The organism is Saccharopolyspora mangrovi, from assembly GCF_035320975.1.
Classification (GTDB): domain Bacteria; phylum Actinomycetota; class Actinomycetes; order Mycobacteriales; family Pseudonocardiaceae; genus Saccharopolyspora; species Saccharopolyspora mangrovi.
Genome location: NZ_JAWLNX010000006.1, coordinates 104043 through 130534 on the forward strand (window position 1 = coordinate 104043; position 26492 = coordinate 130534).

Sequence of the window (26492 nt, forward strand, 5' to 3'; positions counted from 1 at the left end):
AGAATCGCTCGCGTGAAGCCGGACATCAGCACGCTCGCCGCCGAGTTCGACCGGCACCGCAGCCGCCTGATCGGGCTGGGCTACCGGTTGACCGGCCGGCTCGCCGACGCCGAGGACGCGGTGCAGGACGCCTGGCTGAGGCTGGCGGGCACCGACCTCGACGAGATCAGAGACCTGGGCGGCTGGCTGACCACCGTGGTGAGCCGGCTGTGCCTGGACCGGATGCGCTCGGCGGCCGTGCGCCGGGAGAGCTACGTCGGGCCGTGGCTGCCGGAACCCCTGGTCAGCGCAGTGGATTCCGATCCGGGCGACATCGTGGCCGGGCAGGACGACCTGCGCATGGCGGCGATGCGGGTGCTGCACGAGCTGCCACCGGACCAGCGGCTCGCGCTGGTGCTGCACGACGGGTTCGAGGTGCCCTTCGCCGAGATCGCCGACGTGCTGGGCTGCAGCGTGCCGACCGCCCGCCAGCACGCCTCGCGGGCCCGCAAGGTGATGAGCGACGCCGCTCCCCCGGAGCGGGTGCCGCTGCCCGAGCAGCAGCGCGCGCTGGAGGACTTCCTGACCGCGGTGGCGGCCAAGGACATCGCGGCGCTCACCCGCCTGCTGCACCCGGCCGCCGCCGTCTACGGCGACAGCGGCGGCAAGGCCCGCACCGCGCGGCGTCCAGTGGTCGGCGCCGACAAGGTCGCCCGGTTCGCGGTCGGACTCATCGAGAAGTACGGCGGGGACCTGGTCGGGGCCGCACGTCCGGTGCTGGTCAACGGCGACTTAGGGATGATGCTGCCGGGCGACGCGCAGGTGGCACCCCGGGTGTTCACGCTGGCCGTCCGCGACGGACGGCCAGCGGAGGTGTTCGACATCGTCAACCCGGACAAGCTGACCCGGGTGGAGTTCTAGGGCATCGGGACCTTGCAGGCGTCGCCGCTGGTGAAGCCCTGGGCGGTGAGGCCGAGGGCGTGGTTGACGCGGGTGCGCTGGTTCTCCACGGCGATCATGTAGGTCAGCTCGACCAGGCCCTTGTGGCCCAGGCGCCGGTCGAGCTCGGCGACCTGCTCGTCGGTGACCTGCATCGGCTGCTCGGTCATGGCGTCGGCGTAGGCGATGACCAGCCGCTCCATCTCGGAGTACTTGTCCGAGGTGCGGTAGTCGTCGATCTCCTTGAGCCGGTCGATGTCCAGGCCCTCGTTGCGCTGCAGCATGGTGCCGAAGTCGACGCACCACGAGCAGCCGATCTTGGTGGCCACCCGGTAGACCGCCAGCTCGCGCAGGTTCGCGGGCAACGCCTTCGCGGCCTTCTCCACCGCCATCTCCGACACGCCCGCCGCCATCAGCAGTCCCCGGTGGTGGGCGACCACGGTCAGCGGGTCGAGCACCGCGCCGTAGCGGCGCTTGGAGAACTTGTAGGTGAGCTTGGTCAGCAGGTTCGCTTCGCTGGTGGGCACGCCCGGAATGCGCGGCATGTGCTCGCTCCCTCCTCGCCACCCCGGCTTTCGGGGTTCGTCACCGGAGTGACGAGGCAGGGCGTCGAAGCGTGACAGCTCAGCTCGGATCGGTGATGCGGGCCAGGAAGTAGATCGCTCCGCTGTCGCGGTGCCGGACCAGGAGCAGGAACGGGCGGTCGACCTCGACGCGGACCGGTTCGGGCTCCCGGACGATGGCGGTCAGCCGCATCATCATCGCGGTGGCCGCCGCTCCTTCCAGACCTGCTTCGTCGACGTCGAGCACCGCCTCGTGCAGCACCTCCGAGACCCGCAGCGACCGGTCGGTGAGCGGCGTGAAGTCGGCGGCCGGGGTGAACAGGTCGCGCACGCCCAGCGCGCCGAGCGGCTCGGTGAGCTCCGCGCCGCCGGAGACCTTGAAGCGCGGCAGGAAGAGCTCGATCTTGCGCTGTTCCATCGCGCCGAGCAGGCCGGACAACCGCGCGGTGTCGAGAGCGGTTTCGGCGGCGGCCAGGTCGCCGTCGGGCAGGAGGACGACCGCCTCCACTCCCCCGGCGGCCGGGAGCCCGACGGCCTGCCAGCCGTCGGCGGTCGCGTAGCCGAGGTTCTTCGCGGCCGTCATGGTCGGGACGTCGCGGTCACCGGCGGGCGCGTGGAACGGGCGCTGGGTGGTCTTGGACTTCTCGAACGCCTCCTTCCAGGAGACCTTCAAGTAGAGCGCGTTGACCAGGGCCGCAACGGTCTGCGGGTGGACCGCCCCGGTGGGCAGCAGCTCCGGGATGAGGTCGCGGGTGGTCTCGGCGACGTCGGCGTTGATCAGCTGCCGCGCGCCCTCGGGGTCGTCCCGGAACGGTGCGTTGCGCACCGCGCTGCCCGGCCAGTCCTTGAGCGCCAGCCGGTAGGACTCCTCGATCGGCAGGTCGGCGTGCGCCCACAGGGTGTTGGCGACGGCCAGCACCGGCTGCTCACCCGAGGCCGCCGTCAGCTCCGCGGCCGCGCCGAGCAGTTCCAGCAGGGTCGCCGGTTCGTCGCGCAGAGCGCTGACCAGCTCTTCCCTGGTCCGGCCACCCGTGGCGGTGGCCGCCAGCCCGAGCGCGCTGCTCACCGAGTACGGCGACCAGCAGAAGGTCTTCGCAGGCGGCGGAGCCAGCTTCTCGTGCAGGGCCAGGGTGAAGTCGAGGTGATCGTTCACGTCGGCGGGGCTCCGTTCCGCGTCGGGGAGACTCGGGCTTGATCCCGAGTCTGCCAGAGCGCGGCACGCGACCACGGCCGCGAACGCTCCCGGCTTCTAGCCGGATTTCCCGTTCCGCCCTGGAACTGCTAACGAGCGGTGGAGCCCACCGCCGAGCAGGACGACCACCGGGAGGGTTCTCAGCGGAGGGATTCTTCGATGTCGCTCAGCCCCATCAGGCGGAGTTCCTGGGCGATGTACTCGGCGGCTCGCTGGCCTGCGGGGTCCTGCCAGCGGAGGTCCTTGATCCAGTCGGCCAGGTTGTCCGCGTTGACGTACGGCTCGCCGCCGACGACGAGCTTCTGGATGTAGTGCCGGTTGCGCATTCGGGGTCTCCTCGCGGCCCGGCGTCGGGGGAACGACGGGCCGCCGCCGCTCGGCTCGGGGTGCCTCGCGGTACGGGATCAGGGCACATGCCGCCAGCAGAACCGCCGGTCGACACTCTGGGTAAGGATTGTCGCCGACGAACCTAGATCCATTCACCCCCATTCGGATTAACGTCACATTGGTTTGGACACGCTATGCACATGCTGTTGATGCCAGGTCACGGCCTGCGCATCCGTCAGCGACGCGACCTGGTCCAAAACCACCCGATAGCGGGACGAATCGTCCGAAGCACGCAGCCAGGCATCCCGCATCACCGGATCGAGTGAAGTGGGAGCGCGTTGGTCCAACGCCTCGACGAGCTCGGCCAGCTGCTCCCGCTGCCGGGCCTGCATCCGCCTGCGGTCGGCGTCGTGCAGCACGTAGCGCACCGCCATCGACTTCAGCACCGTCACCTCGGCGACCGCCTTCTCCGGCAGCACCAGGTCCGCGCGGTAGCGGGTCAGCCCAGGACCGAAGCGGCCGACCGTGCCGCTGACCGCCGCCGCCACGAAACGACCGACGAGTTCGCTGGTCAGCCGCTTGAGCGCGACCTGCGCCGACATCGTTCCGTCGTAGTCGAGCACCGCGGCCACCACCGGCCAGCGCACCAGGTCCTCGGCCGCTTCCTCCAGCAGCGCGGTCTCACCGCTGCGCAGGAACCGCTCGTCGGCCAGCTTCGCGATCTGCGCCCGCTCCTGCGGATCGGTCAGCGCGCGCAACGAGATCCGACCGGAGATCACCGCGTCCTCGACGTCGTGCACCGAGTAGGCGACGTCGTCGGCCCAGTCCATGATCTGCGCCTCCAGGCAGCGGTGGCCCTCCGGAGCACCGTCGCGCAGCCACTCGAAGACCTCCAGGTCGTCGCCGTAGGCGCCGAACTTGGTCTCCCCGGGTCGCTTCGGCCACGGGTACTTCGTCGCCGCGTCCAGGCAGGCCCGGGTCAGGTTCAGGCCACGCCCGATCTCGCCGGAATCGGTGACCTTCGGTTCGAGCCGGGTGAGGATGCGCAGCGTCTGCGCGTTGCCCTCGAAACCGCCGTGATCGGCCGCCAGCTCGTTGAGCGCCTTCTCGCCGTTGTGCCCGAACGGCGGGTGACCGATGTCATGAGCCAGCCCAGCGGTGTCGACCAGGTCCGCGTCGGAGCCCAGCGCGGTGGCGATGCCCCGGCCGATCTGCGCGACCTCCAGCGAGTGCGTCAGCCGCGTGCGCGGCACATCACCGCCCTCGTTCGGCCCCATGACCTGGGTCTTTCCCGCGAGTCTGCGCAGCGCGGCGGAGTGCAGGACGCGGGCTCGGTCGCGGGCGAACGCGGTCCGGTCGTCCGGGTGCGCGGACGCGGCCTCCTTCGGCGCCTCGGGGTGCAGGCGCTGGAGGTCGTGCTCGCCGTACCCGGCCAGGTTCACGGGGCTCATCGCAGTGAGGCTAAGGCCCCGAGATGACATGTCCACGCCGTGCCCCCGACACCGGCGTCAACAAGAGCAACCCGAAGCCTCAGCGGAAACCTGGGGCGGACCGACCAGCTCGACAGCCCCTAGCCGAGGCCGTCGCCGTTGAGCTCCGCCGGTGCGTGGGTGAGGCGGTAGTAGAGCAGGGCGCCGGTTTCGCGGACGATGTACTTCATCTGGATCTCGCGGGTCTGGACCACGGGGCCCGAGCGAGCCGGCGAGGCCCACGCCTCCAAGCCCATGTCGTTGGCCATCGTCCGGGCGCGCAACGAGTGCCAGGGGTCGCTGACGATCAGCGCGCTGTCCCAGCGGCGCTGCTCGGCGAGCTCGGCGACCGCCTGCATGCTGCCGAGGGTGTCCGTGCCGACGTCGACGTCGACGATCTTGTCGCGCGGGACGCCGTTCTCGACCAGCCAGTTCTTGCCGGCCTGAGCCTCGGTGTAGGTGTCCCCGGCCTTGCGGCCGCCGACGGTGACGATGTAGTCGGTCAGCCCCTCCTCGTAGAGGCCCAGGGCCTGCTCCAGCCGGGCTTCGAGGATGTCGGACGGCTTGCCGTGGTACTGCGCCGCACCCAGCACCACCGCGATGTCCACCGGCTGCCGGTCATCCGCGCGGGCGACCTGCCACACGCGGATCGCCGTGCCGCCGACCACCAGGATCGCCACCAGCAGCGCCCCCACCAGGGCACGCGAGAGGATGCGACCGGTCCGCGACCGGTGGGCGGGATGATGTGCGCTCACTCAGGCATCCTCGCAGATCCGAAACCGGCCGCGCCCGGGCCGGGCCCGTCCTGGAACGGGCCCGGTAATCCGGTCTTCCGCATCGTGATCAGCAGCCGATCAGCCGGGCGCCGAGGTACTCCTCGAGCTTGTCGATGGCCACGCGCTCCTGGCTCATCGTGTCCCGCTCGCGCACCGTGACGGCGTGGTCGGAGAGGCTGTCGAAGTCGATCGTCACGCAGAACGGCGTGCCGATCTCGTCCTGCCGCCGGTAGCGGCGGCCGATCGCACCGGCGTCGTCGAAGTCGACGTTCCAGTTGCGGCGCAACATCGCTGCGACGTCGCGGGCCTTCGGCGAGAGCTCGGCGTTGCGCGACAGCGGCAGCACCGCGGCCTTCACCGGGGCGAGCCTGCGGTCCAGCTTGAGCACGACGCGCTTGTCCACGCCGCCCTTGGCGTTGGGCGCCTCGTCCTCGGTGTAGGCGTCGATCAGGAACGCCATCATCGGACGACCGACACCAGCCGCCGGCTCGATCACGTACGGCCGGTAGCGCGAGTTGCTGGCCTGGTCGAAGTAGGTCAGGTCCACGCCCGAGTGGTTGGAGTGCGTGGTGAGGTCGAAGTCGGTGCGGTTGGCGATGCCTTCCAGCTCGCCCCACTCCTGACCGCCGAAGCGGAACCGGTACTCGATGTCGACGGTGCGCTTCGAGTAGTGCGACAGCTTCTCCTTCGGGTGCTCGTACTCCCGCAGGTTGTCGGTGTCGATGCCCAGCTCCGCGTACCAGCTCATCCGCTGGTCGATCCAGTACTGGTGCCACTGCTCGTCCTCGCCGGGCTCGACGAAGAACTCCATCTCCATCTGCTCGAACTCGCGGGTCCGGAAGATGAAGTTGCCGGGCGTGATCTCGTTGCGGAAGCTCTTGCCGATCTGGCCGATGCCGAACGGCGGCTTCTTGCGCGCGGTGGTCATCACGTTGGCGAAGTTGACGAAGATGCCCTGCGCGGTCTCGGGCCGCAGGTAGTGCATGCCCTCCTCGGACTCCACCGGCCCCAGGAAGGTCTTGAGCATCATGTTGAACTCGCGCGGCTCGGTGTACTGGCCGCGGTTGCCGCAGTTCGGGCACGGGACGTCCGACAGGTCGTCCTCGGTGACCTCCTTGCCGGTGCGCTCGGAGTACTCCTCGGCGAGCTGGTCGGCGCGGAAGCGGCGGTGGCAGGAGGTGCACTCCACCAGCGGATCGTGGAAGGCGCCGACGTGGCCGGAGGCCTCCCACACCTGGCGGGGCAGGATCACCGACGAGTCCAGGCCGACGACGTCGTCGCGGCCCTGCACCATGAACTTCCACCACTGGCGCTTGATGTTGTCCTTGAGCTCGACGCCGAGCGGGCCGTAGTCCCAGGCCGACCGGGTACCGCCGTAGATCTCGCCGGACGGGAATACGAATCCGCGGCGTTTGCAGAGGCTGACGATCGTGTCGATCTGGTCGGCGGGCACGTTCACTCCGGAGATTTCACTGGAAACACGTCGAACCAGCTGGCGAGCTGGAGTTTCCCAGCGTACCGATGCCGCGGGGACCGCATTCGGCCCGGGCCGTGCGCGCTGCGGGACCGCCCGCTCGCGGCGGGTGATCGACCCGGCATCGACCGATCGGGGCGCGACCCCGATACCCGTAGGATGGTGCGCGTGGAACGTCATGGCGTGGCCCCCGACCAGAGCGCGGCTCCGCGTCCGGACCGGCCGGAGGACCACGTCCACTCGCCGGACCGCGACGTGCGGCCGGTGCCGGTGCGCGACCAGCGGGTCCTGCACGACGCGGGTGAGCTGCTGCGGGCGCTGGCCGCGCCGGTGCGCATCGCGATCGTGCTCCAGCTGCACACCTCGGAGCGCTGCGTGCACGAGCTGGTCGATGCGCTGGGCGTCGCGCAGCCGCTGATCAGCCAGCACCTGCGGGTGCTGAAGTCGGCGGGCGTGGTCTACGGCGAGCGGCACGGCCGGGAGGTCATGTACCGGCTGGTCGACGAGCACCTGGCGCATATCGTGGTGGATGCGGCAGCACACGCCGAGGAGATCGCCCGCGAGCGAGCGGGCAACGACGCAAGCGACGGCGGACAGGAGACGGAGACAGCGTGACCACCGGCCAGGAGCCCACTGTCGGAGTACCGGGACTGCGGGCCACCAAGCAGCGAGCTGCGGTGTCGCAGCTGCTTGACCAGGTCAACGACTTCCGCTCGGCCCAGGAGCTGCACGAGGAGCTGCGGCGGCAGGGCGAGGGGATCGGTCTGACGACCGTCTACCGGACGCTGCAGACGCTCGCCGACGCCGGCGAGGTCGACGTGCTGCGCACGCCCAGCGGCGAGGCCGTCTACCGGCGCTGCTCGAGCCACCACCACCATCACCTGCTGTGCCGGCACTGCGGTCGCACCGTCGAGGTGGCCGACCCGCCGGTGGAGAACTGGGCCGAGCGCATCGGCCAGGAGCACGGCTTCTCCGACGTCAGCCACACCGTCGAGATCATCGGCACCTGCCCGGACTGCTCGGCGAAGGGCCGCTAGTACTCGTAGGTGTCCGGTGGGGCCGGGATCGGCGTGATCGTGAGCGGGTCGACGGTCGGGACGTAGTCGTTGGCCTCGGTGGCGGTGCCCGGGCGGAGGCGTCCGGTGATCTCGATCCAGGTGTCGGCCGGGAGCGCTTCTGCTCGGGGGCTGGCGAGGTCGATCTTGACCGGGGTGGCGTCGGCGGCGCAGCAGCTGATCCGCATCCTGGCCAGCTGGGTGGTCTGCGGGGTCGGGTGGACGACGAACCCCTGCAACGTGACCGTGCGGTCGTTCAACTCGCCGGAGTCGTCCCAGACCACGCGGGTCAGGAACTCCGACATGCTCAGCACCGGCGCTTCTCCGGCCGGCAGCGGCGGGAACTTGGCCTGGCTGGGAGCCGCCGGGGCCGAGGCCGCGCGGTCGCGGGTGACCGAATCCGAGCCCAGCGCCGGCGGGGCGACCAGGAAGATCGCGAAGACCGGGAGCAGCAGCATCCACGGACTGCGGGTGCCGTGCTCGTGCTGGTCGACCGCGTGCCCGGCGCGGATGTCGCGGACGATCGCGAAACCCGCGAGCAAGATCATCACCGCTCCGGCGACGACCAGCCACGGCTGCAGCGAAGGCTTGACGTAGCGCAGGTAGCCGCCGGTCAGCGAGATCTTCAGCAGCGCGCCGCCGAGCAGCACCAGCAGGACGTTCTGGGTCTCCCGCCGCATCAGGCACCTCCGAGCATTACGGCGCCCACGGCGCACGCGCATCCGACCGCGACCAGGAACGTCGCCGGTGCGAACCGCGCGGCGAACCGGCGGCCGAACGCGCCGGACTGCAGCGAGATCAGCTTGAGGTCCACCGCCGGGCCGACCACCAGGAACACCAGCTTCGGCAGCAGCGGCAAGCCGGGCATGGAGGCGACGACGAACGCGTCGGCCTCGCTGCACAACGCCAGCACCACCGCCAGGACCGCCATGACCAGGACGCCGAGCAGGATCTGACCGCCCAGCGTCTCCAGCCACTCGGCGGGCACCAGCACGTTGAACACCGCCGCGGTCAGCCCGCCCAGGACGAGGAAGCCGCCGGCCTCCACGAGGTCGTGCCGGGCGGACTCGGCGAACACCGCCCACCTGCTGCCCTCGTCGTGGTGCGCCTCGACGCGCCGCAGCGCGCGTTCGGCGAGCCACTCGGCTCGGCCGAGCTTGGCCCACAGCCACCCCATCACGCAGGCGGTCAGCAGCGAACCGAGGAACCGGGCGGGCACCATCCACGGATCGGCCGGGAAGGCCACCGCGGTGGACACCAGCACGACCGGGTTCACCGCCGGGGCGGCCAGCAGGAACGCGAGCGCGGCGGCCGGGGCGACGCCCTGCTGCATCAGCCGTCGCGCCACCGGCACCGAGGCGCACTCGCAGCCGGGCAGCGCCACTCCGGCCAGCCCGGCGACCGGCACGGCCGCGCCCGCCCGCGCGGGCAGCGCGCGGCGCAGCGCCTGCGGCGGCACGAACGCCGCGATCAGGCCGCTGACCAGGACGCCGAACACCAGGAACGGCATGGCTTGCACGCACACCGCGACGAACACGGTCGATCCGGTGCGCAGCGCGGGGACGTCCAGCACCGCGGTCAGCTGCGGCTGGAAGATCACGGCCAGCACGAGCAGCCCGCACATCACCTCCAGCGAGGTGATCGCGGGACGGCGCGTCCGCTGGGGCTCGGCGATCTCGGTCACGAGCGCAATCGTGCCAGCACCCCTTGAGCGCCGTTCGAGGCTCGGGCGCTGGGCGGGCGAAAGCCCAGGTAGCGAGGGTTCCGACACACGGGCGGGTCACCTGGGCGGGGGTTGGGGAGGGCAGTTCCAGCCATCGATCGCGATCGCGGCTGGAACTGCCCCTCGGTGGGTCAGCCCGTGCCCTCGGACTCGGCGAGCAGCTCCGAGCGCAGCTGGGACGCCGTGGCGACCACCAGCATCAGCAAGGTCCCCAGCGGCGAGGGGTCCATCCCCTCGGCGGGGAAGGCGTAGCGCAGGGTCACGTCCATCCCCCGCTCGGTGCGGACCACGCCCAGCGTGCCGAACAGCCCCTGGCCAGCGCGTTCGGCGACCGACTGCGCCAGCTCTTCACCCGGGGGCAGGTCCCACGCGACGACGCAGGTCAGGCTCAGCACCGTCAGGCCCTCCGCCAGCTGCATCGCCTGAACCGCGCACGGCACCTCGGAGTGCCGGAACGTCAGCGCGCCGTCGTCGTCGACGTGAACGTCGTGGTAGTTCTCGAGCGCTTCCTTGGCCGCGGTCATCAACCGCGCGGTGGTAGCGGCCTCTTGGGTCATCAATTAGCCCTCCTGGGCCGACGTGGCTGTCGCCGACCGATCGATTGCGCCGCCGAAGCGGCGGTCCCGGCGCGCGTACTGCTCGCACGCCCGCCAGAAGTGCGTGCGATCCACGTCGGGGAACAGCGTGTCCTGGAAGACCATCTCGGCGTAGGCAGACTGCCAGAGCAGGAAGTTCGACGTCCGCTGCTCGCCCGATGGCCTGATGAACAGGTCCACGTCCGGCATCTCCGGCTGGTAGGTGTACTTCGCGATGGTCCGCTCGTCCACTCGGTCCGGGTTGATCTTCCCGGCGGCCGCCAGTCGCGCGATCTCCCGCGCGGCGTCACCGACCTCCGCGCGCCCACCGTAGTTGACGCACATCGTCAGGTTGAGGACTTCGTTGCCAGCGGTTCGGACCTCGGCGTCCTGCAGGGTGTTGACGACGCTGCGCCACAGCTTCGGCTTGCGCCCGGCCCAGCGGACCCGCACGCCCATCTCGTCGAGCTCGTCGACGCGACGGGCGATCACGTCCCGGTTGAAGCCCATCAGGAAGCGCACCTCCTCGGGGCTGCGCTTCCAGTTCTCGGTGGAGAACGCGTACAGCGAAAGCCACTTCACGCCGAGTTCGATGGCCCCCTTGGCCAGCTCCAGCACCACGGCCTCGCCGCGCTTGTGGCCCTCGACGCGCGGCAGGCCGCGCTCGTTGGCCCAGCGACCGTTGCCGTCCATCACCACCGCGACGTGGTTGGGCACGAACTCCGGGGGCAACGCCGGCGGCTTGGCCCCCGAGGAGTGCGGCTCAGGTGCCCGAACGGTCGGGTCGTCCTTGCCTCGCCCACGGCGTCGCAACATATCCAGGTTCTCCTTCGGCGTGCTCGACGTGCGCGGCCATTGTCCCCGTCGAGCCCGATCATCAGTTCAGCGGCCGTCAGCTGTCCCCCTCCGCGGCTCCGACCAGCGCCGCTTCCGAAGCTCGTTCGCGGATCAGCTCCGGCACCGTCCGCTCCACCAACGGCAACGACCGCAACTGCCGCTCCATGTACCACTGCAGGTGCGCGGCGACCAGGCCGCTGGCCTCCCGGCGGACCGGGGCGACCGCCGCCTCGGCGGTGTCCCAATCACCGTGCAGCAACGCCTCCATCAGCGGCAACGTCAGCGCCGACGGCCGGACCGACCCGGCGGGCCTGCAGGTCGTGCACACCGCGCCACCGGCTTGGACGTTGAACGCCGCGTGCGGACCGGACTGGCCGCAGCGCGCGCACTCGGTCAGCGCGGGCGACCACCCGGCGAAGGACATGGCGCGCAGCAGGAAGGCGTCGAGCACCTGGGAGGAATCGCGGTCCCGGCCGGCCAGCGCGCGCAGCGCCCCGACGGCCAGCAGGTACAGGCGCAGCACCGGCTCGCCCTCCTCGGCGGCCAGCCGGTCGACGGTCTCCAGCACCGCGCAGGCCGCGGTGTAGCGCTGGTAGTCCTCGACGATCTGCACGCCGAAGGCGTCGACGGTCTGCACCTGGGTGATGACGTCGAGCGTGCGGCCGGTGTAGAGCTGCACGTCGACGTGGCAGAACGGCTCGACCCGCGCGCCGAAGCGGGAGGTCGTGCGGCGCACGCCCTTGGCGACCGCGCGCACCTTGCCGTAGCGCCGGGTCAACAGCGTGATGATCCGGTCCGCCTCACCCAGCTTCTGCACCCGCAGCACGACCGCGGTATCCCGGTAGAGGCTCACCGGTCCATTTTCGCACTTCGGGGTGACGATCGGGTGGGATGTCTAGAGGCGCAGCCCCGGAACGGCGTTGCGCACCACGACCCAGAGCACCACCACCGCCAGCAGGACGTGCGGTGACCAGCGCCAACGAGTCCAGGTCGGCAGCGCGCGGCCGAAGCGGCGGGCGACCCACGCCGTCCAGGCCCAGGCCAGCAGCGGCAGCAGCAGCACGGCCAGCGCGTTGTAGTGCAGCGCCGAGGGCAGGTCGGCGCGCAGCAGGCTGAACAGCGTCCTGGTGATGCCACAACCCGGGCAGTCCAGGCCGGTCAGCAGCTTGATCGGACAGGGCGGCAGCGGGAACCCGGCGTCCGAGGTGGGGTCGGCGGCGAGCACCAGCGCGGCACCCACGCAGCCGACGAGCACCGTCGCGGCGGGCAGCCGCACCCGGTGCAGGAACGACGATGCCGGCGCGGGACGACCCGCGCCGGCATCGATCTCAGTCATGGGTCACCACTGCTGCGGCGGCTGACCGTAGCCCTGCTGCGGGGGCTGGAAGGCGCCCGGCGCCTGCGGCACCTCGGGAGCCGTGACCACGACGGTCTTCATGATCTTGTCCGCCCAGGTCTGCTTCTTCTCGTCCCACAGCGGGGCGAGCCAGCCGATGGGCAGACCGCAGATCGCCGAGTCGACTACGTGGCAGATCTGGCGCAGGAAGGCGTTGCCGAAGCCGATCGGCTGGCCGGTGGCCTCGCTGACCGTCTTGATCTTGGCGACCTTCTGGCCGAGCGTCTGGCCGGTGGTGCCGCGCCGGTAGCAGGTGTTCCAGATCGTGAACCCCAGCAGACCGAGGTAGAGGATGCCGAGCACGACGAACAGGATGATCATCGTGGTCATCGCCGCGTCCTCGTCACCGCTGCTCGCCACGGCCCCGGCGACGAACCCGGAAACGATGTACAGCAGGAAGAACACGGCACCCGGGATCGCACCGTCGATCAGGTAGCCCAGCACTCGCGTGCCCCACTCGGCCAGCTGACCGGCCGGGTGCACGCCCGGCGCGCCGTAGGGCTGCGGCGGGTAGCCCTGCTGCGGTGGGTAGGGCTGCTGGGGCTGCGGGCCCGACGGAGGGCCGAAGGGCTGCTGCGGCTGCGGGCCCGAGGGCGGGCCGCCGTAGGGCTGCTGCGGACCGGACGGCGGGCCGCCGTAGGGGTAATTCACGACAGGGAGTCCTTTTTCCAGGTTTTTCGGAACGTCTGAAGGCCCGCTGCGAGGCCGTTGGGAACGTAGCTCAGACGCGGTGCGATCGTGGGCGGTTCCGGAAAACCGAGGTGGAAAAAGTGATCAGAACCCCAGCTTGCGGAGCTGCTTGGGGTCGCGCTGCCAGTCCTTGGCGATCTTGACGTGCAGATCGAGGTAGATCTTGCTTCCCAGCAGCGCCTGGATCTGCCTGCGCGCCTGAGAACCCACCGCGCGCAGGCGTTCCCCGCCGCGGCCGATGACGATGGCCTTCTGGCTGGAGCGCTCCACGTAGATCAGCGCGTGCACGTCGATCAGGTCGTCGCGGCCCTCGCGCGGGTTCATCTCCTCGACGGTGACCGCCAGCGAGTGCGGCAGCTCGTCGCGCACGCCCTCCAGCGCCGCCTCGCGGATCAGCTCGGCGATCAGCGTCGACTCCGGCTCGTCGGTCAGCTCGCCGTCCGGGTAGAGCTGCGGGCCTTCCGGCAGCTGCGAGACCAGCACGTCGGAGAGCTCGTCGACCTGGAAGGAGTCCTTGGCCGAGACCGGGATGAGCTCGGCGAAGTCCATCACCTCCTGCAGCGCCACCAGCTGTTCGGCGACCTGCTGCTTGGGCACCAGGTCGGTCTTGGTGACGATGCCGACCACCGGGGTGCGGCGGGCGACCTTCTTGAGCTGCTCGGCGATGAATCGGTCGCCGGGACCGACCTTCTCGTCGGCGGGCACGCAGAAACCGACGACGTCCACCTCGGACCAGGTCTCGTAGACCAGGTCGTTGAGCCGGCGTCCGAGCAGCGTGCGCGGGCGGTGCAGGCCGGGGGTGTCGACGATGATCAGCTGGGCATCGGGGCGGTGCACGATGCCGCGGATGGCGTGCCGGGTCGTCTGGGGCTTGCTGGAGGTGATCGCCACCTTCGTTCCGACCAGGCGATTCGTCAGCGTCGACTTGCCTGCGTTGGGCCGGCCGACGAAGCAGGCAAATCCGGAACGGTGGGCATCTTCGGAGGTCACCGCCCCATTGTGACGGCTCCCGGTCTCCACCTGCTCACCACCCACCACCCCGCACCGCCCCGGGGTTCCCGACTACCGCCGTAATCGGGACCCGGATTACCGCCGTAATCCGTCACCCGAATGCGGCGGTTTTCGAACCCTGATTACCGCCGTAATCGGGTACCTGATTACGGCGGTAATCCGTGACGGGGAACTGCCGTGGTCGGGGCGGGTCAGTCGGCGATGACGCCCTGGACTTCGCCCTTGGCGTTGGCTCGGAGGACGGGGGTGCTCTTGGTGAGGTCGTGGGCCGCGGCGACCGAGGCGTGGTCGAGGGCGTCCGCGTCGGTGACGACCGCGGCGGCCTCCAAGCCCTCGGCGCCGCTGGAGACCGCTGCGGCCACGGCGGCCTGCAGGGCCGTGAGCTTCAGGGACGACAGGTCCACCGTGGTGGCGGCGTAGGTGCGGCCGTCGGTGTCGCGGACCGCCGCGCCTTCGGCGGCTCCGTTGCGGGCGCGGGAGGAACGCGCGAGCGTGACGATCTTGGCGTCCTCCTGGTCGAGCTCCTGCGGTGCCGCCTTCTCGACATGCTCAGCCACGGCTGTTGCTTCCCTCCTGCTCGGCACCGCGCAGCGGTGCTTGATCGTTGTTCACCCGGCGGACCAGCAGCGCGTTGATGCGGATCCGTCCCCGGTGGTCCTTGCCGCCCTCGGCGCGCAGCCGGAGCCCGGCGATCTCGGTCTCGGCACCTGGCAGCGGGACCCGGCCCAGCCGCTGGGCCAGCAGCCCGCCCACGGTCTCCACGTCGGAGTCGTCGAGCTCGACGTCGAACAGCTCGCCCAGGTCTTCCACGGGCAGCCGCGAGCTGACCCGCACGGTGCCGTCCTCGAGGTGCTCGACCGGGCGGTGCTCTTCCAGGTCGGACTCGTCGGTGATCTCGCCGACGATCTCCTCGACGATGTCCTCGATGGTCAGCAGCCCGGCGGTGCCGCCGTACTCGTCGACCGCGATGGCGAGGTGCCCGCGCGAGATCTGCATCTCGCGCAGCAGCTCGTCGAGCCGCTTGGTGTCCGGCACGAAGGTCGCCGGGCGCATCAGCTCCGCGACGGCGGGCCCGGCCGCGTCGGTGGTCTCCAGCACGACGCGGGTGAGGTCCTTGAGCGTGACCAGGCCGACGATGTCGTCGACGCTGTCACCGATCACCGGGATCCGGGAGAAGCCCGAGCGCAGGCACAGCGCGAGGGCCTGCCGGGAGGACTTGGTCTGCTCGATCCAGATGATCTCGGTGCGCGGCACCATCACCTCGCGCGCGAGGGTGTCGCCGAGCTCGAAGACCGAGTGGATCATCTCCCGCTCGCCGGCGGCGACCACGCCGCGCTCACCGGCCAGGTCGACCAGCTCGCGCAGCTCGACCTCGGTGGAGAACGGCCCCTCGCGGAAGCCCTTGCCGGGCGTGATCATGTTGCCGATCAGGATCAGCAGCCTGGTCAGCGGGTTGAGCAGCCGGGCGAGCACGCGGACCGGTGCGGCGACCTTCACGCCGATGCCGTACGGGTGCTGGCGGCCGAGCGTGCGCGGGCCGACTCCGACCAGCACGTACGAGGCCACCAGCATGATCAGCACCGCGATCACCAGCGCCCAGGTCTCGGACTCGGCGATCCGCAGCGCCACCACCGTGACCAGCACGGTCGCGCCCATCTCGCAGGCGAGCCGGAGCAGGAGCAGCAGGTTGACGTGGCGCGGCCGGTCGCCGAGCACGGCGACGAGCTGCTTGGCGCCTGTGCGCCCGTGGCGGACCAGGTCCTCGGCGCGCGCCTGGGAGGCCACGGTGATGGCCGCCTCGGAGGCGGCGAACACCCCGGCCGCCAGCACCAGCAGCACCGCGAGCACCAGGAACGCGGTGGAACCGGCCAACGCCACTCCCCTAGTTCGCCGGAGCCGGGCCGGTGCCCGGCTCGTCGTCCAAACCGACCGCGCCCAGGACCTTGTCGTCCATGCTGCGCTGGGCCTTCGCCCGCTCGGCCTCGTCGCGGGCCTCGCGGTACTCGGCGAGGATGCGGTTCTGCAGCCCGAACATCTCGCGCTCCTCCTCCGGCTCGGCGTGGTCGTAGCCGAGCAGGTGCAGGACGCCGTGCACGGTGAGCAGGTGCAGCTCGTCGAGCGTGCTGTGACCGGCCTTCTTCGCCTGGTCCCGGGCGAACGCCGGGCACAGCACGATGTCGCCGAGCAGCGCCGGGCCGGAACCGGCCGAGTCGGGGCGGCGAGCCGAGTCGTACTCGTCCATCGGGAACGACATCACGTCGGTGGGCCCGGGCAGGTCCATCCACCGCTCGTGCAGGTCGGCCATCACGTCGAGGTCCACCAGCACGATGGACAGCTCGGCGAGCTGGCTGACGTTCATCTTGTCGAGCGCGAAGCGGGCCACCGAGACGATCGTCTCCTCGGGCACCGCGACGCCGGATTCGTTGGCGATCTCGATGGTCATGCTCGTCCTCGTCGCTGGCCGTTGCGGCGTCCGTCGTGCTGGTCGGTGTCGTTGAGCGCGTGCCAGCGGTCGTAGGCGTTGACGATGTCGGTGACCAGCCGGTGCCGCACCACGTCGTGGCTGTCCAGCTGGGAGAAGTGCACGTCGTCGACGTCCCCGAGGATCTCCTGCACCATCTTCAGGCCGCTGCGCTGGCCCCCGGGCAGGTCGATCTGGGTGACGTCACCGGTGACCACGATCTTGGAGCCGAAGCCCAGCCGGGTCAGGAACATCTTCATCTGCTCGGGCGTGGTGTTCTGCGCCTCGTCCAGGATGATGAACGCGTCGTTGAGCGTCCGGCCGCGCATGTAGGCCAGGGGCGCGATCTCAATCGTGCCCGCCTGGGTGAGGCGCGGCACCGACTCGGGGTCGACCATGTCGTGCAGCGCGTCGTAGAGCGGCCGCAGGTAGGGGTCGATCTTCTCGTAGAGGGTGCCGGGCAGGAATCCCAGCCGCTCACCGGCCTCGACGGCGGGGCGGGTCAGGATGATCCGGTTGACCTGCTTGGCCTGCAGCGCCTGCACGGCCTTGGCCATCGCCAAGTAGGTCTTGCCGGTACCGGCCGGTCCGATGCCGAAGACCACGGTGTGGTGGTCGATGGCGTCGACGTAGCGCTTCTGGTTGAGAGTCTTGGGGCGGATGGTGCGCCCGCGCCGCGACACGATGTCCAGGCTGAGCACGTCGGCCGGCGACTCGTTGTGGTCGGCCGAGAGCATGCCCACGCTGCGGCGGACGATGTCGGGGTTGAGCTGGCTGCCCTTGCCGATCAGGGCGATGAGCTCGGCGAACACCCGCTCGGCGAACGCGACCTCGGCAGGCTCCCCGGAGAGCGTCACCTCGTTGCCCCGGACATGGACGTCGGCAGTGAGCAGGTCCTCGATCACCCGCAGGTTCTCGTCCCGGCTCCCCACCAGCGTCAGGACGACGTCGTCGGGGATGTTCACCTTGGACTGAGCGGTTGCGGACTGCGACTGCTCCCCGGACTGGGCGGCGGCGCCACCCGCTGCGAAACCGGCCACGTAGTTCGGGCCTACCTTCTGCGCGTGCGCGCGGGTCGTTCGGTCAGTTCTCCCTGGCACCGATGGTAGTCCAAGGGAGCAACCGAGATGCCGACCTGCTCCCCCGGACCACGCCCGGTCAGCCCTTGAGCGGACCGCCGGTCATGCCACCGAGCCATTCCCCGCCGAGCAGGTGCAGGTGCACGTGGAAGATCGTCTGACCCGCGTCGGCGTTGGTGTTGAACAACAACCGATAACCGGACTCCACGATTCCCTCGGACTCGGCGATCTCGTGCGCGGTGCTGATCAGCTCGCCCAGCAGCGCAGGGTCTGCGACCGCGAGCTCGGCGGCGTTGCGGTAGCGCTTCTTGGGGATGACCAGCACGTGCGTCGGCGCTTGCGGGTTGATGTCGCGGATCGCGATGACCCGCTCGTTCTCCCGCACGATGTCGGCCGGGATCTCCCGCGCGATGATGCGCAGGAACAGCTCAGTCTCCTCGCTCATGCCCGAAGGCTATCCGAAGTGGATGTTCGACCCGAGCTGGGAAGTTGCCACTGACGTCCCCGGACCTTGGGGTGCTGCGCCGCAACCGGGGCTGGGGGAGTTGCTCCACTTGCGGCGCAGCTCTCGCCGGACCAAGGGGGGAGGGGAAGTCCGGCGAGCGTCGCAACCGAGCGTATCGCCGTGTCAGCCGATCGCGCTACGCGAGACCCCTGGTTCTCGATGTTGGTCACCTGCGGTGTCAGGACCAGCGGGTGGTGAGAGCGCCCAGCGCGCCCAGGGCCACCGCTGCGGCGGTGGAGGCTCGCAGGACCGTGTGCCCCAGGCGCGTGACCTCAGCTCCTGCCTCGCTCAGGGCGGCGAGCTCGTCGTCGGTGATGCCGCCCTCCGGGCCCACCACCAGCAGCAGCTCGCCCGACTTCGGGAGGTCGAGGTCGGTGAGCTGACCCGTGGCCGATTCGTGCAGGACCAGCGCGGTGTCGGCGCCGGCGACGAGCCCGGCCAGCTGCTTGGTGCTGACCGGCTCGGCGACCTCGGGCGTCCAGGCGCGCCGGGCCTGCTTGGCGGCCGCGTCGGCGGTGCTGCGCCAGCGGGCCAGGGCCTTGGCGCCGCGCGGCCCGTCGTCCCACTTGGCCACGCAGCGCGCCGCACGCCACGGGACGACCGCGTCGACACCGGCCTCGGTGGCCAGCTCCACCGCGAGTTCCCCGCGATCGCCCTTGACCAGCGCCTGGACCACCCGCACGCGCAGCTCGGGCTGCGGCTCGTGCCAGGTCTCCGACACGGTCAGCCGCAGCGAGTCGCGTTCGGCGGCGTCGACGACGCACCGCGCCACGCCGCCCCGCGCGTCGGAGAGCAGCAGCTCTTCGCCGACGCGCAGGCGGCGCACGGTGGCGGCGTGCTTGCCCTCCGGGCCGTCCAGCGTGGTGGGGCCCACGGCGGGCAGCTGCTCCACCGAGAAGACCGGCAGCGACACGGCCGCCTCAGCGGTGCCCGAAGGAGCGGAAGCGGGAGAACAGGCCCTGCCTGCCGTTGCCGTTGGCGGTCACGGTCGGCTCGGGCTGCTCCTCGCCGCGCAGCTTGGCCAGGTCGCGCAGCATCTCCGACTGGGTCTCGTCGAGGTTGGTCGGAACCACGACGTCCAGGTGGATGTGCAGGTCGCCGTGGCCGCTGACCTTGCCGTTGGAGCGCAGCTTGGGCAGTCCGCGATCGGTGATCACGTGCTCGGTGCCGGGCTGGGTCCCGGGCTCGACGGTGATCTCCTCGTGCGAACCGTCCAGGGTCTCCAGCAGCAGCACGGTGCCCAGCGCGGCCGCGGTCATCGGCAGCTCGACGTTGCAGTGCAGGTCGGCGCCGTCGCGGGTGAACCGCTCGTGCGGCCGCTCCTCGACCTCGACGAACAGGTCGCCCGCCGGGCCACCGCCGGGGCCGACCTCGCCCTCACCGGCGAGCCGGACGCGCATCCCGTCGCCGACACCGGCCGGGATCTTGACGGTGATGGTGCGCCGCGCGCGGACCCGGCCGTCGCCGGAGCACTGCCCGCAGGGGTCGGTGATGACCTCGCCGAAGCCGCGGCAGACCGGGCAGGGGCGGGAGGTCATGACCTGGCCCAGGAAGGACCGCTGCACCGACTGCACCTCGCCGCGACCACCGCAGGTGTCGCAGGTCGAGGGCGCGCTGCCGGCCTTCGAGCCGCCGCCGTCGCAGACGTCGCAGAGCACCGCGGTGTCCACGGTGATGTCGCGGTTGACGCCGCTGGCGCACTCCTCCAGCGTCAGGTCCAGGCGCAGCAGGGCGTCGGAACCGGGCTGCACGCGGCTGCGCGGGCCGCGGCCACCGCCGCCACCTCCGCCGCCGAAGAAGGCGTCCATGATGTCGCCGAGGCCGCCGAAGCCGGCGAACGGATCGCCGCCCATGCCGCCGCCGGCGCCACCGCCGTTGCCCAGCGGGTCGCCTCCGAGGTCGACCACCTGGCGCTTCTTCGGGTCGGAGAGCACCTCGTAGGCGGTGGTCACCTCCGCGAACCGCTCTTGGGCCGCATCGTCCGGATTGACGTCCGGGTGCAGTTCCCGGGCGAGCTTGCGGTACGCCCGCTTGATCTGCTCGGGTGTCGCGTCCTGGGGAACCCCGAGGGTCGCGTAGTAGTCCCTGGCCACCTTCTCCGTACTTCCTCTGCTCGATTGAGTCGAGTTGTTGCCGGTCAATGCCGGTGCAACCTCACCGGCCGTCCAGGATCTCACCCACGTACGCGGCCACGGCACGGACCGCCGCCATCGTTCCGGGGTAGTCCATGCGGGTCGGGCCGACAACGCCCAGACCGCCCAAGACCATGCCATCCGAACCGTATCCGGTGGAAATCACCGAGGTCGTCTGCATCTCCAAAGCCTCGTTCTCGGCCCCGATGCTGACGCGGACGGTACTCGAATCGCGGGCGGCGGCGAGCAGCTTGAGCACCACCACCTGCTCCTCCAGCGCTTCGAGGACCTGCCGCAGCGAGTTCGGGAAGTCGGCGACGTTGCGGGTGAGGTTCGGCGTGCCGCCGAGCACCATCCGCTCCTCCGGGTGCTCCACCAGCGACTCGATGAGCACGCCGCAGACCCGGATGAGCACGTCGCGCAGTTCCGGCGGCGCCTGGTCGGGCAGTTCGGCCACGGCGGCGGAGGCGTCGGCGAGCCGCTTCTCGGCCATCGCCGAGTTGAGCACGGTGCGCAGCCGCGCCACGTCGTCGTCGGTGATCACGTCCCCGAGGTCGACCATGCGCTGGTCGACGCGGCCGGTGTTGGTGATCAGCACCAGCATCAGCCTGGCCGGGGTGATGGTGACCACCTCGACGTGCCGGACCGTGGACCTGGTCAGCGTCGGGTACTGCACGACCGCGACCTGCTGGGTGAGCTGCGCGAGCAGCCGCACGCTGCGGCGCATCACGTCGTCGAGGTCCAGCGCGCCGTCCAGGAAGTTGCGGATGGCCCTGCGTTCCGGGCCGGTCAGCGGCTTGACCTCGTGCAACCGGTCGACGAACAGCCGGTAGCCCTTGTCGGTGGGAACGCGACCGGCGCTGGTGTGCGGCTGGACGATGAAGCCCTCCTCCTCCAGCGCGGCCATGTCGTTGCGGACCGTGGCGCTGGACACACCGAGGTTGTGGCGGTCGACCAACGCCTTCGAACCGACCGGCTCCTTGGACGACACGAAGTCGGCCACGATCGCCCGCAGGACCTCGAAACGGCGTTCATCCGCGTTCAACCGCGCCACCTCCTCTGCTGCCTGCCCAGCGGATTTCGCGGGAGGACGTGCCCACGCGAATCCGCGCGCCCGGAGCTTGGCGCCCCGGGCACCCACATCGAGTTTACGGTGTTCGTCCGCCAGAGCCGAGAGCCGCAGCAGCGCAGTCGCCTCGTCAGGCCAGGAGGTCCTGCACGACCGCGTCGGCCAGCAGTCGGCCCCGATCGGTGAGCACGCAGCGGCCTTCGGCGAGCGCTTCGGGCACCAGCAGACCGTCGGCCGCGGCCCGCTCGGCGGCGCGGCGGCCGCCGGCGTCGAGGGCCCGGGTCGACAGGCCGCTGCGGACGCGGAGTTCGAGCATGACGCGCTCGATGCGCTGGTCCTCGGCGGTGAGCAGTTCGCGGGCCTGCGCCGGGGAACCGCCCTCGGCGAGGGTGGCCGCGTAGCGGGCCGGGTGCTTGACGTTCCACCAGCGGACGCCGCCGACGTGGCTGTGCGCGCCGGGGCCCGCGCCCCACCAGTCGCCGCCCTGCCAGTAGCCGAGGTTGTGCCGGCACTCGGCGTCGGCGTCGCGGGCCCAGTTGGACACCTCGTACCAGTGCAGCCCGGCCTCGGCGAGCTTGGCGTCGATGAGCTCGTAGCGGTCGGCGAGGACGTCCTCGTCGGGCATCGGGAGCTCACCCCGGCGGACCTTGCGGGCCATCGCGGTGCCGTCCTCGACGATCAGCGAGTACGCGGAGACGTGGTCGACCCCGGCTTCCAGCACGGCGTCGAGGGAAGCTCTCAGGTCCTGCTCGCGTTCTCCCGGTGTGCCGTAGATCAGGTCCAGGTTGACGTGCTCGAACCCGGCCGCGCGGGCCTCGCGGGCGGCGGCCACGGCGCGGCCCGGCGTGTGGGTGCGCTCGAGGACGCGCAGGACGTGCTCGGCGGCCGATTGCATGCCGAGGGACACGCGCGTGAAACCGGATTTTCGAATCCGTTCGAAGAACTCCGGTGAGGTGGACTCCGGGTTGGACTCGGTGGTGACCTCAGCGCCCGCTGCCAGGCCGAATGTGTCGCGAATCGCATCGATGACGGCACCGAGCCGCTCGGCCCCCAGCAGCGAGGGGGTTCCGCCGCCCACGAAGACGGTTTCGGCGGCCGGTGCGGGGCCCGCCGAGAGCACCTTCGCGCCCAGCTCCAACTCGGTCCGCAAGGCGTCCAGCCAGCTGCCGAAACTCGCCGAAGATCCCAGCTCATCGGCGGTGTAGGTGTTGAAGTCGCAGTACCCGCAGCGGGTGGCGCAGAACGGCACGTGGACGTAGACGCCGAAGGGCCGCGAACCCAGCCCGGTCAAGGCCGTTTCGGGGAGGCTCCCGTCGGCCGGAGCGGGTTCGCCGGTGGGGGGTTGAGCAGGCACGCTCCCACTGTCTCACCATGCGGATGGGGTTGGATCCTCCGGTTCACGCGTGGCAGGCTTCGCGACGTGGGTGCGACTCTGCTGAAGCTGCTTCTGGTCGCCCGCCGGTACGTTGACCTGCGGCGGGTGGCCAGCGCGCTGTGCCTCGGCAAGGTCTGATCCCCCGCCGTCTTTTTGTCTTGTTCAGTCGGCGCCGGGCCTCCGAGGAGTGAGAGCCGTCACGCCGACGGTGATTCCACGCGGGGGTTTCGCGCCTGAAAGTCCCGGAGGTCGCGGACATGGTTCCCCCGACGGAATCGCCTGCTCGTCCTACCCGCAAGCGCAAGGGCCGCGGCGAGGGCCAGTGGGCGCTCGGCTACCGCGAACCGCTCAACGCCAACGAGCGCTCCAAGAAGGACGACAATCCGCTCAACGTGCGTCAGCGGATCGAGAACATCTACGCCCACCGGGGTTTCGACTCGATCGACCCGGGTGACCTGCGAGGCCGCTTCCGCTGGTGGGGCCTCTACACGCAGCGCGCGCCGGGCATCCCCGGTGCCCGCACCGGCACCATCGAGCCCGAAGAGCTCGACGACAGCTACTTCATGATGCGGGTGCGCATCGACGGCGGGGCGCTGACCACCGAGCAGCTGCGGGTCATCGGTGAGGTCTCGCAGACCTACGCCCGCGACACCGCCGACATCACCGACCGGCAGAACGTCCAGCTGCACTGGGTGCGGGTCGAGGACGTGCCGACGATCTGGGAGAAGCTCGAGGGCGTCGGCCTGTCCACCACCGAGGCCTGCGGCGACTGCCCGCGCGTGATCCTCGGTTCTCCGGTGGCCGGCATCGCCGCCGACGAGATCATCGACGCGACCCCGGCGATCGCCGAGATCACCGAGCGCTACATCGGCGACAAGTCGCTGTCGAACCTGCCGCGCAAGTTCAAGAGCGCCGTGTCGGGCTCGCCGCGCTGGGACACCGTGCCGGAGATCAACGACATCTCGCTGGTCGGCGTGGTGCACCCGGAGCACGGCCCGGGCTACGACCTGTGGGTCGGCGGCGGCCTGTCGACCAACCCGAAGCTGGCCGTGCGGCTGGGCGCCTGGGTTCCGCAGGAGGACGTGGCCGAGGTCTGGCACGGGGTCGTGCAGATCTTCCGCGACTACGGCTACCGCCGGTTGCGGCACCGCGCGCGCATCAAGTTCCTGATCAACGACTGGGGCGCCGAGAAGTTCCGGCAGGTGCTGGAGGACGAGTACCTGGGCCGCAAGCTGATCGACGGCCCGGCGCCGGAAGCCCCGTCCGGGCACCGCGACCACCTCGGCGTGCACGAGCAGGTCGACGGCAACTACTACGTGGGCGTGAAGTCGGCCGCGGGCCGGGTCAGCGGTTCGACGCTGATGGAGGTCGCCAAGGCCGCCGAGCGCGTCGGGTCCAAGCGGGTGCGCACCACGGTCGAGCAGAACCTGCTGGTGCTCGACGTGCCGGAGTCCGAAGTGGACGGTCTCCGGGCGGATCTGGCGAAGCTGGGCCTGCACGCCGACCCGTCGCCGTGGCGGCGCGGCGTGATGGCCTGCACCGGCATCGAGTTCTGCAAGCTCGCCATCGTCGAGACCAAGCAGCGCGCGATCGACCTGGTCGCCGACCTGGAGCAGCGGCTCGCGGACGTGCAGGCCGGTGTCACCGATCCGGTGTCGATCAACCTCAACGGCTGCCCGAACGCCTGCGCCCGCACCCAGGTCGCCGACATCGGCCTGAAGGGCCAGATGGTCCCGGACGGCAACGGCAACCAGGTCGAGGGCTTCCAGGTGCACCTGGGCGGCGGCCTGAGCATCGACGCCGGGTTCGGGCGCAAGATCCGCGGCCACAAGGTCACCTCCGCCGAGGTCGGCCCCTACGTGGAGCGGCTCGTGCGCAACTACCTGGACCAGCGCGCCGACGGCGAGCGGTTCGCGCAGTGGGTGGCCCGAGCCGAGGAAGACGACCTCAAGTGAGCGAGCGGGCGGTGCCGCAGTACTGCCCGTACTGCGGCGACGAGGACCTCACCCCGGAGGAAGAACCCTCCGGGGCCTGGAAGTGCCAGGCCTGCCGGCGGGTGTTCACCGTGCGGCTGGTCGGGTTGGCGCTGGGAGGGAACGGAGACTGATGACCGCCGAAACCACCACCACGAACATCGGGTCGCGGCGCAGCGACGAGGAGCTCAAGGCGCTGGTCGAGAAGGCCGCGCCGGAACTCGCCGAGGCCACCGCCGAGGAGGCGCTGCGCTGGGCCGCGGACAACTTCGGCGACGGCAGGCTGATCGTGGCCTCCAACATGCAGGACGCGGTGCTGGTCGACCTGGCCGCCAAGGCCATGCCCGGCGTGGAGATCCTGTTCCTGGAGACCGGCTACCACTTCGCCGAGACCATCGGCACGCGCGACGCGGTGGAGCAGGTCTACGACGTGAAGATGGTCAACGCGCTCCCGGAGCAGACCGTCGCCGAGCAGGACGCGGCCGAGGGCCCGCGCCTGTACGAGCGCGACGCGCAGCGCTGCTGCTTCCTGCGCAAGGTCGTGCCGCTGCGCAACACGCTGTCCCGCTACGAGGCCTGGGTGACCGGCGTGCGCCGGGTGGAGGCGCCGACCCGCGCCAACACCCCGGTCTTGACCTGGGACGACCGCAACGGGCTGGTGAAGGTCAACCCGCTGGCGGCCTGGTCCGACGAGGAGATGCAGCGCTACATCGACGACAACGGCGTGCTGGTCAACCCGCTGGTTCCGGCGGGATACCCGTCCATCGGGTGCCAGCCCTGCACCGCCAAGCCGCTTCCGGGCGCGGACCCGCGCAGCGGGCGCTGGGCGGGCAGCTCCAAGACCGAGTGCGGATTGCACGGCTGAGCACTCAGCCCACACGAGAGCGACTTTGACCCCGGGTGCGGGTGTCCGGGAGACGACGGAGGGGAAATGACCACAGCAGACACCGAGGTGTCCGCGCCGCCGCAGGTGGACAACCTGGCCGCGCTGGAGTCCGAGGCGATCCACATCTTCCGCGAGGTGGCCGGCGAGTTCGACCGCCCGGTGATCCTGTTCTCCGGCGGCAAGGACTCCACGGTGCTGGTGCACCTGGCGATCAAGGCGTTCTGGCCCGCTCCGGTGCCGTTCCCGCTGCTGCACGTCGACACCGGGCACAACTTCCCGGAGGTGCTGGACTTCCGCGACGACATCGCCGAGAAGCACCAGCTGCGCCTGGTGGTGGCCAAGGTGCAGGACTACATCGACGACGGGCGGCTGCAGGAGCGCGCCGACGGCACCCGCAACCCGCTGCAGACCCAGCCGCTGCTGGACTCCATCAGCGACAACAAGTTCGACGCCGTCTTCGGCGGCGGTCGCCGGGACGAGGAGCGCGCTCGCGCCAAGGAGCGCATCTTCAGCCTGCGCAACGCCTTCGGGCAGTGGGACCCGCGCCGGCAGCGCCCGGAGCTGTGGAACCTCTACAACGGGCGGCACCGCCCGGGTGAGCACGTGCGCGTGTTCCCGCTGTCGAACTGGACCGAGCTGGACATCTGGCGCTACATCCAGCGGGAGAAGATCGAGCTGCCGGAGATCTACTACGCGCACCGCCGCGAGGTCTACCAGCGCGACGGCATGTGGCTGACCTCCGGCCCGTGGGGCGGTCCGCGCGAGGGCGAGACGCCGGAGTCCAAGACGGTGCGCTACCGAACGGTCGGCGACGGTTCCTGCACCGGTGCGGTCGAATCCGAGGCCTACACGGTGGACGACGTGATCGCTGAGGTCGCGGCCAGCCGCCTCACCGAGCGCGGCGCGACCCGAGCCGACGACCGGATCAGCGAAGCGGCGATGGAAGACCGCAAGCGCGAAGGCTACTTCTGACAAGAAGGGGTCGCACTTGAGTTGCTTAGCGGTG

31 protein-coding genes are annotated in these 26492 nt (G+C 70.6%); 8 read left to right on the plus strand and 23 right to left on the minus strand.

All coding sequences use genetic code 11. From position 1 onward, the window contains the following. Positions 1 to 12: 12 nt before the first annotated feature. Positions 13 to 900 (plus strand): sigma-70 family RNA polymerase sigma factor, encoded by an 888-nt coding sequence (locus tag R4I43_RS10735; protein ID WP_324265425.1) that lies wholly within the window; start codon positions 13 to 15, stop codon positions 898 to 900. Here the strand turns inward: R4I43_RS10735 and R4I43_RS10740 are convergent. The 6 genes from R4I43_RS10740 to R4I43_RS10765 all read right to left on the minus strand — a co-directional run bounded on the left by R4I43_RS10740 (position 897) and on the right by R4I43_RS10765 (position 6698). Continuing rightward, entirely contained in the window at positions 897 to 1463 is a 567-nt protein-coding gene (locus tag R4I43_RS10740; protein WP_324265426.1) for a carboxymuconolactone decarboxylase family protein, read from the minus strand. The two genes, R4I43_RS10735 and R4I43_RS10740, sit on opposite strands and share 4 nt — an antisense overlap. 79 nt (positions 1464 to 1542) lie before the next feature. Next, the gene (locus R4I43_RS10745; protein WP_324265427.1) at positions 1543 to 2634 is read right to left on the minus strand and encodes a serpin family protein; all 1092 of its coding nucleotides are present in this window, start codon (positions 2632 to 2634) and stop codon (positions 1543 to 1545) included. A 179-nt stretch (positions 2635 to 2813) separates the two neighbouring features. After that, on the minus strand, positions 2814 to 2999 hold the full coding sequence (locus R4I43_RS10750) for a hypothetical protein (protein ID WP_093420954.1): 186 nt from the start codon (positions 2997 to 2999) through the stop codon (positions 2814 to 2816). Positions 3000 to 3173: 174 nt separating this feature from the next. Beyond that, the gene (locus tag R4I43_RS10755; protein WP_324265428.1) at positions 3174 to 4451 is read right to left on the minus strand and encodes a deoxyguanosinetriphosphate triphosphohydrolase; all 1278 of its coding nucleotides are present in this window, start codon (positions 4449 to 4451) and stop codon (positions 3174 to 3176) included. Positions 4452 to 4570: 119 nt separating this feature from the next. Next, on the minus strand, positions 4571 to 5224 hold the full coding sequence (locus tag R4I43_RS10760) for a YdcF family protein (protein ID WP_324265429.1): 654 nt from the start codon (positions 5222 to 5224) through the stop codon (positions 4571 to 4573). 88 nt (positions 5225 to 5312) lie between these two features. Next, complete coding sequence (locus tag R4I43_RS10765) at positions 5313 to 6698, minus strand: glycine--tRNA ligase (RefSeq protein ID WP_324265430.1); 1386 nt, start codon at positions 6696 to 6698, stop codon at positions 5313 to 5315. Positions 6699 to 6902: 204 nt separating this feature from the next. Between R4I43_RS10765 and R4I43_RS10770 the strand changes: the two genes are divergently transcribed. Together R4I43_RS10770 and R4I43_RS10775 are read left to right on the plus strand one after the other, a co-directional pair. Further along, a complete protein-coding gene (locus R4I43_RS10770; protein WP_456115123.1) occupies positions 6903 to 7334 on the plus strand; it encodes an ArsR/SmtB family transcription factor in 432 nt (143 codons plus the stop codon). Continuing rightward, on the plus strand, positions 7331 to 7756 hold the full coding sequence (locus tag R4I43_RS10775; protein WP_324265431.1) for a Fur family transcriptional regulator: 426 nt from the start codon (positions 7331 to 7333) through the stop codon (positions 7754 to 7756). The genes R4I43_RS10770 and R4I43_RS10775 overlap by 4 nt, the downstream gene beginning before the upstream one ends. On the opposite strand, the gene R4I43_RS10780 is transcribed toward R4I43_RS10775, so the two are convergent. The 17 genes from R4I43_RS10780 to hemW all read right to left on the minus strand — a co-directional run bounded on the left by R4I43_RS10780 (position 7753) and on the right by hemW (position 22606). Beyond that, on the minus strand, positions 7753 to 8454 hold the full coding sequence (locus tag R4I43_RS10780; RefSeq protein ID WP_324265432.1) for a TIGR03943 family putative permease subunit: 702 nt from the start codon (positions 8452 to 8454) through the stop codon (positions 7753 to 7755). The two genes, R4I43_RS10775 and R4I43_RS10780, sit on opposite strands and share 4 nt — an antisense overlap. Further along, a complete protein-coding gene (locus R4I43_RS10785; RefSeq protein ID WP_324265618.1) occupies positions 8454 to 9398 on the minus strand; it encodes a permease in 945 nt (314 codons plus the stop codon). The genes R4I43_RS10780 and R4I43_RS10785 overlap by 1 nt, the downstream gene beginning before the upstream one ends. Positions 9399 to 9628: 230 nt before the next feature. Then, positions 9629 to 10054 (minus strand): hypothetical protein, encoded by a 426-nt coding sequence (locus tag R4I43_RS10790; RefSeq protein WP_324265433.1) that lies wholly within the window; start codon positions 10052 to 10054, stop codon positions 9629 to 9631. Between the two features lie 3 nt (positions 10055 to 10057). Further along, positions 10058 to 10888 (minus strand): isoprenyl transferase, encoded by an 831-nt coding sequence (locus R4I43_RS10795; protein WP_324265434.1) that lies wholly within the window; start codon positions 10886 to 10888, stop codon positions 10058 to 10060. 76 nt (positions 10889 to 10964) lie between these two features. Continuing rightward, on the minus strand, positions 10965 to 11762 hold the full coding sequence (recO, locus tag R4I43_RS10800) for a DNA repair protein RecO (protein WP_324265435.1): 798 nt from the start codon (positions 11760 to 11762) through the stop codon (positions 10965 to 10967). A gap of 42 nt (positions 11763 to 11804) precedes the next feature. Further along, a complete protein-coding gene (locus R4I43_RS10805; RefSeq protein WP_324265436.1) occupies positions 11805 to 12245 on the minus strand; it encodes a DUF2752 domain-containing protein in 441 nt (146 codons plus the stop codon). Positions 12246 to 12248: 3 nt separating this feature from the next. Beyond that, a complete protein-coding gene (locus R4I43_RS10810; protein ID WP_324265437.1) occupies positions 12249 to 12956 on the minus strand; it encodes an RDD family protein in 708 nt (235 codons plus the stop codon). Between the two features lie 123 nt (positions 12957 to 13079). Continuing rightward, complete coding sequence (gene era / locus R4I43_RS10815; RefSeq protein ID WP_324265438.1) at positions 13080 to 13985, minus strand: GTPase Era; 906 nt, start codon at positions 13983 to 13985, stop codon at positions 13080 to 13082. A 212-nt stretch (positions 13986 to 14197) separates the two neighbouring features. Next, the gene (locus R4I43_RS10820) at positions 14198 to 14563 is read right to left on the minus strand and encodes a cytidine deaminase (protein ID WP_324265439.1); all 366 of its coding nucleotides are present in this window, start codon (positions 14561 to 14563) and stop codon (positions 14198 to 14200) included. Continuing rightward, positions 14556 to 15878 (minus strand): hemolysin family protein, encoded by a 1323-nt coding sequence (locus tag R4I43_RS10825; RefSeq protein ID WP_324265440.1) that lies wholly within the window; start codon positions 15876 to 15878, stop codon positions 14556 to 14558. The genes R4I43_RS10820 and R4I43_RS10825 overlap by 8 nt, the downstream gene beginning before the upstream one ends. A gap of 10 nt (positions 15879 to 15888) precedes the next feature. Continuing rightward, positions 15889 to 16449 (minus strand): rRNA maturation RNase YbeY, encoded by a 561-nt coding sequence (ybeY, locus tag R4I43_RS10830; RefSeq protein ID WP_324265441.1) that lies wholly within the window; start codon positions 16447 to 16449, stop codon positions 15889 to 15891. Further along, positions 16446 to 17507, minus strand: a complete 1062-nt coding sequence (locus R4I43_RS10835; RefSeq protein WP_324265619.1) for a PhoH family protein — start codon at positions 17505 to 17507, stop codon at positions 16446 to 16448. Before R4I43_RS10835 ends, ybeY begins: the two co-directional genes overlap by 4 nt. Positions 17508 to 17625: 118 nt before the next feature. Beyond that, a complete protein-coding gene (locus R4I43_RS10840; RefSeq protein WP_324265442.1) occupies positions 17626 to 17991 on the minus strand; it encodes a histidine triad nucleotide-binding protein in 366 nt (121 codons plus the stop codon). 238 nt (positions 17992 to 18229) lie between these two features. Further along, the gene (locus R4I43_RS10845; RefSeq protein WP_324265443.1) at positions 18230 to 18964 is read right to left on the minus strand and encodes a 16S rRNA (uracil(1498)-N(3))-methyltransferase; all 735 of its coding nucleotides are present in this window, start codon (positions 18962 to 18964) and stop codon (positions 18230 to 18232) included. A gap of 7 nt (positions 18965 to 18971) precedes the next feature. Further along, a complete protein-coding gene (gene dnaJ, locus R4I43_RS10850; protein WP_324265444.1) occupies positions 18972 to 20144 on the minus strand; it encodes a molecular chaperone DnaJ in 1173 nt (390 codons plus the stop codon). 61 nt (positions 20145 to 20205) lie between these two features. Beyond that, positions 20206 to 21228 (minus strand): heat-inducible transcriptional repressor HrcA, encoded by a 1023-nt coding sequence (gene hrcA / locus R4I43_RS10855; protein WP_324265445.1) that lies wholly within the window; start codon positions 21226 to 21228, stop codon positions 20206 to 20208. A gap of 154 nt (positions 21229 to 21382) precedes the next feature. Then, positions 21383 to 22606, minus strand: a complete 1224-nt coding sequence (gene hemW / locus R4I43_RS10860; RefSeq protein WP_324265446.1) for a radical SAM family heme chaperone HemW — start codon at positions 22604 to 22606, stop codon at positions 21383 to 21385. Between the two features lie 66 nt (positions 22607 to 22672). On the opposite strand from hemW, the gene R4I43_RS10865 reads away from it, so the two are divergent. The 5 genes from R4I43_RS10865 to cysD all read left to right on the plus strand — a co-directional run bounded on the left by R4I43_RS10865 (position 22673) and on the right by cysD (position 26458). Beyond that, on the plus strand, positions 22673 to 22765 hold the full coding sequence (locus R4I43_RS10865; protein WP_324265447.1) for a putative leader peptide: 93 nt from the start codon (positions 22673 to 22675) through the stop codon (positions 22763 to 22765). A 119-nt stretch (positions 22766 to 22884) separates the two neighbouring features. Beyond that, the gene (locus R4I43_RS10870) at positions 22885 to 24582 is read left to right on the plus strand and encodes a nitrite/sulfite reductase (RefSeq protein WP_324265448.1); all 1698 of its coding nucleotides are present in this window, start codon (positions 22885 to 22887) and stop codon (positions 24580 to 24582) included. Continuing rightward, positions 24579 to 24734 carry an Insertion element protein gene (locus R4I43_RS10875; RefSeq protein WP_324265449.1) on the plus strand — a complete coding sequence of 52 codons (156 nt, stop codon included), beginning with the start codon at positions 24579 to 24581 and terminating at the stop codon, positions 24732 to 24734. Before R4I43_RS10870 ends, R4I43_RS10875 begins: the two co-directional genes overlap by 4 nt. Then, on the plus strand, positions 24734 to 25465 hold the full coding sequence (locus R4I43_RS10880; RefSeq protein WP_324265450.1) for a phosphoadenylyl-sulfate reductase: 732 nt from the start codon (positions 24734 to 24736) through the stop codon (positions 25463 to 25465). The genes R4I43_RS10875 and R4I43_RS10880 overlap by 1 nt, the downstream gene beginning before the upstream one ends. Before the next feature lie 66 nt (positions 25466 to 25531). Next, positions 25532 to 26458: a sulfate adenylyltransferase subunit CysD gene (cysD, locus tag R4I43_RS10885; protein WP_324265451.1), complete on the plus strand. Its 927-nt coding sequence runs from the start codon at positions 25532 to 25534 to the stop codon at positions 26456 to 26458. The last annotated feature ends 34 nt before the right edge of the window (positions 26459 to 26492 follow it).

What these genes read in the sequence shown, in the direction of transcription:
- R4I43_RS10740 (WP_324265426.1), bottom strand. Translation starts at nt 1,463, where the DNA reads ATGCCGCGCATTCCGGGCGTGCCCACCAGCGAAGCGAACCTGCTGACC.
- R4I43_RS10750 (WP_093420954.1), bottom strand. Translation starts at nt 2,999, where the DNA reads ATGCGCAACCGGCACTACATCCAGAAGCTCGTCGTCGGCGGCGAGCCG.
- R4I43_RS10755 (WP_324265428.1), bottom strand. Translation starts at nt 4,451, where the DNA reads ATGAGCCCCGTGAACCTGGCCGGGTACGGCGAGCACGACCTCCAGCGC.
- R4I43_RS10780 (WP_324265432.1), bottom strand. Translation starts at nt 8,454, where the DNA reads ATGCGGCGGGAGACCCAGAACGTCCTGCTGGTGCTGCTCGGCGGCGCG.
- R4I43_RS10785 (WP_324265618.1), bottom strand. Translation starts at nt 9,398, where the DNA reads ATGTGCGGGCTGCTCGTGCTGGCCGTGATCTTCCAGCCGCAGCTGACC.
- R4I43_RS10790 (WP_324265433.1), bottom strand. Translation starts at nt 10,054, where the DNA reads ATGACCCAAGAGGCCGCTACCACCGCGCGGTTGATGACCGCGGCCAAG.
- R4I43_RS10795 (WP_324265434.1), bottom strand. Translation starts at nt 10,888, where the DNA reads ATGTTGCGACGCCGTGGGCGAGGCAAGGACGACCCGACCGTTCGGGCA.
- R4I43_RS10805 (WP_324265436.1), bottom strand. Translation starts at nt 12,245, where the DNA reads ATGACTGAGATCGATGCCGGCGCGGGTCGTCCCGCGCCGGCATCGTCG.
- ybeY (WP_324265441.1), bottom strand. Translation starts at nt 16,449, where the DNA reads ATGACCATCGAGATCGCCAACGAATCCGGCGTCGCGGTGCCCGAGGAG.
- R4I43_RS10840 (WP_324265442.1), bottom strand. Translation starts at nt 17,991, where the DNA reads ATGAGCGAGGAGACTGAGCTGTTCCTGCGCATCATCGCGCGGGAGATC.
- R4I43_RS10870 (WP_324265448.1), top strand. Translation starts at nt 22,885, where the DNA reads ATGGTTCCCCCGACGGAATCGCCTGCTCGTCCTACCCGCAAGCGCAAG.
- R4I43_RS10880 (WP_324265450.1), top strand. Translation starts at nt 24,734, where the DNA reads ATGACCGCCGAAACCACCACCACGAACATCGGGTCGCGGCGCAGCGAC.
- cysD (WP_324265451.1), top strand. Translation starts at nt 25,532, where the DNA reads ATGACCACAGCAGACACCGAGGTGTCCGCGCCGCCGCAGGTGGACAAC.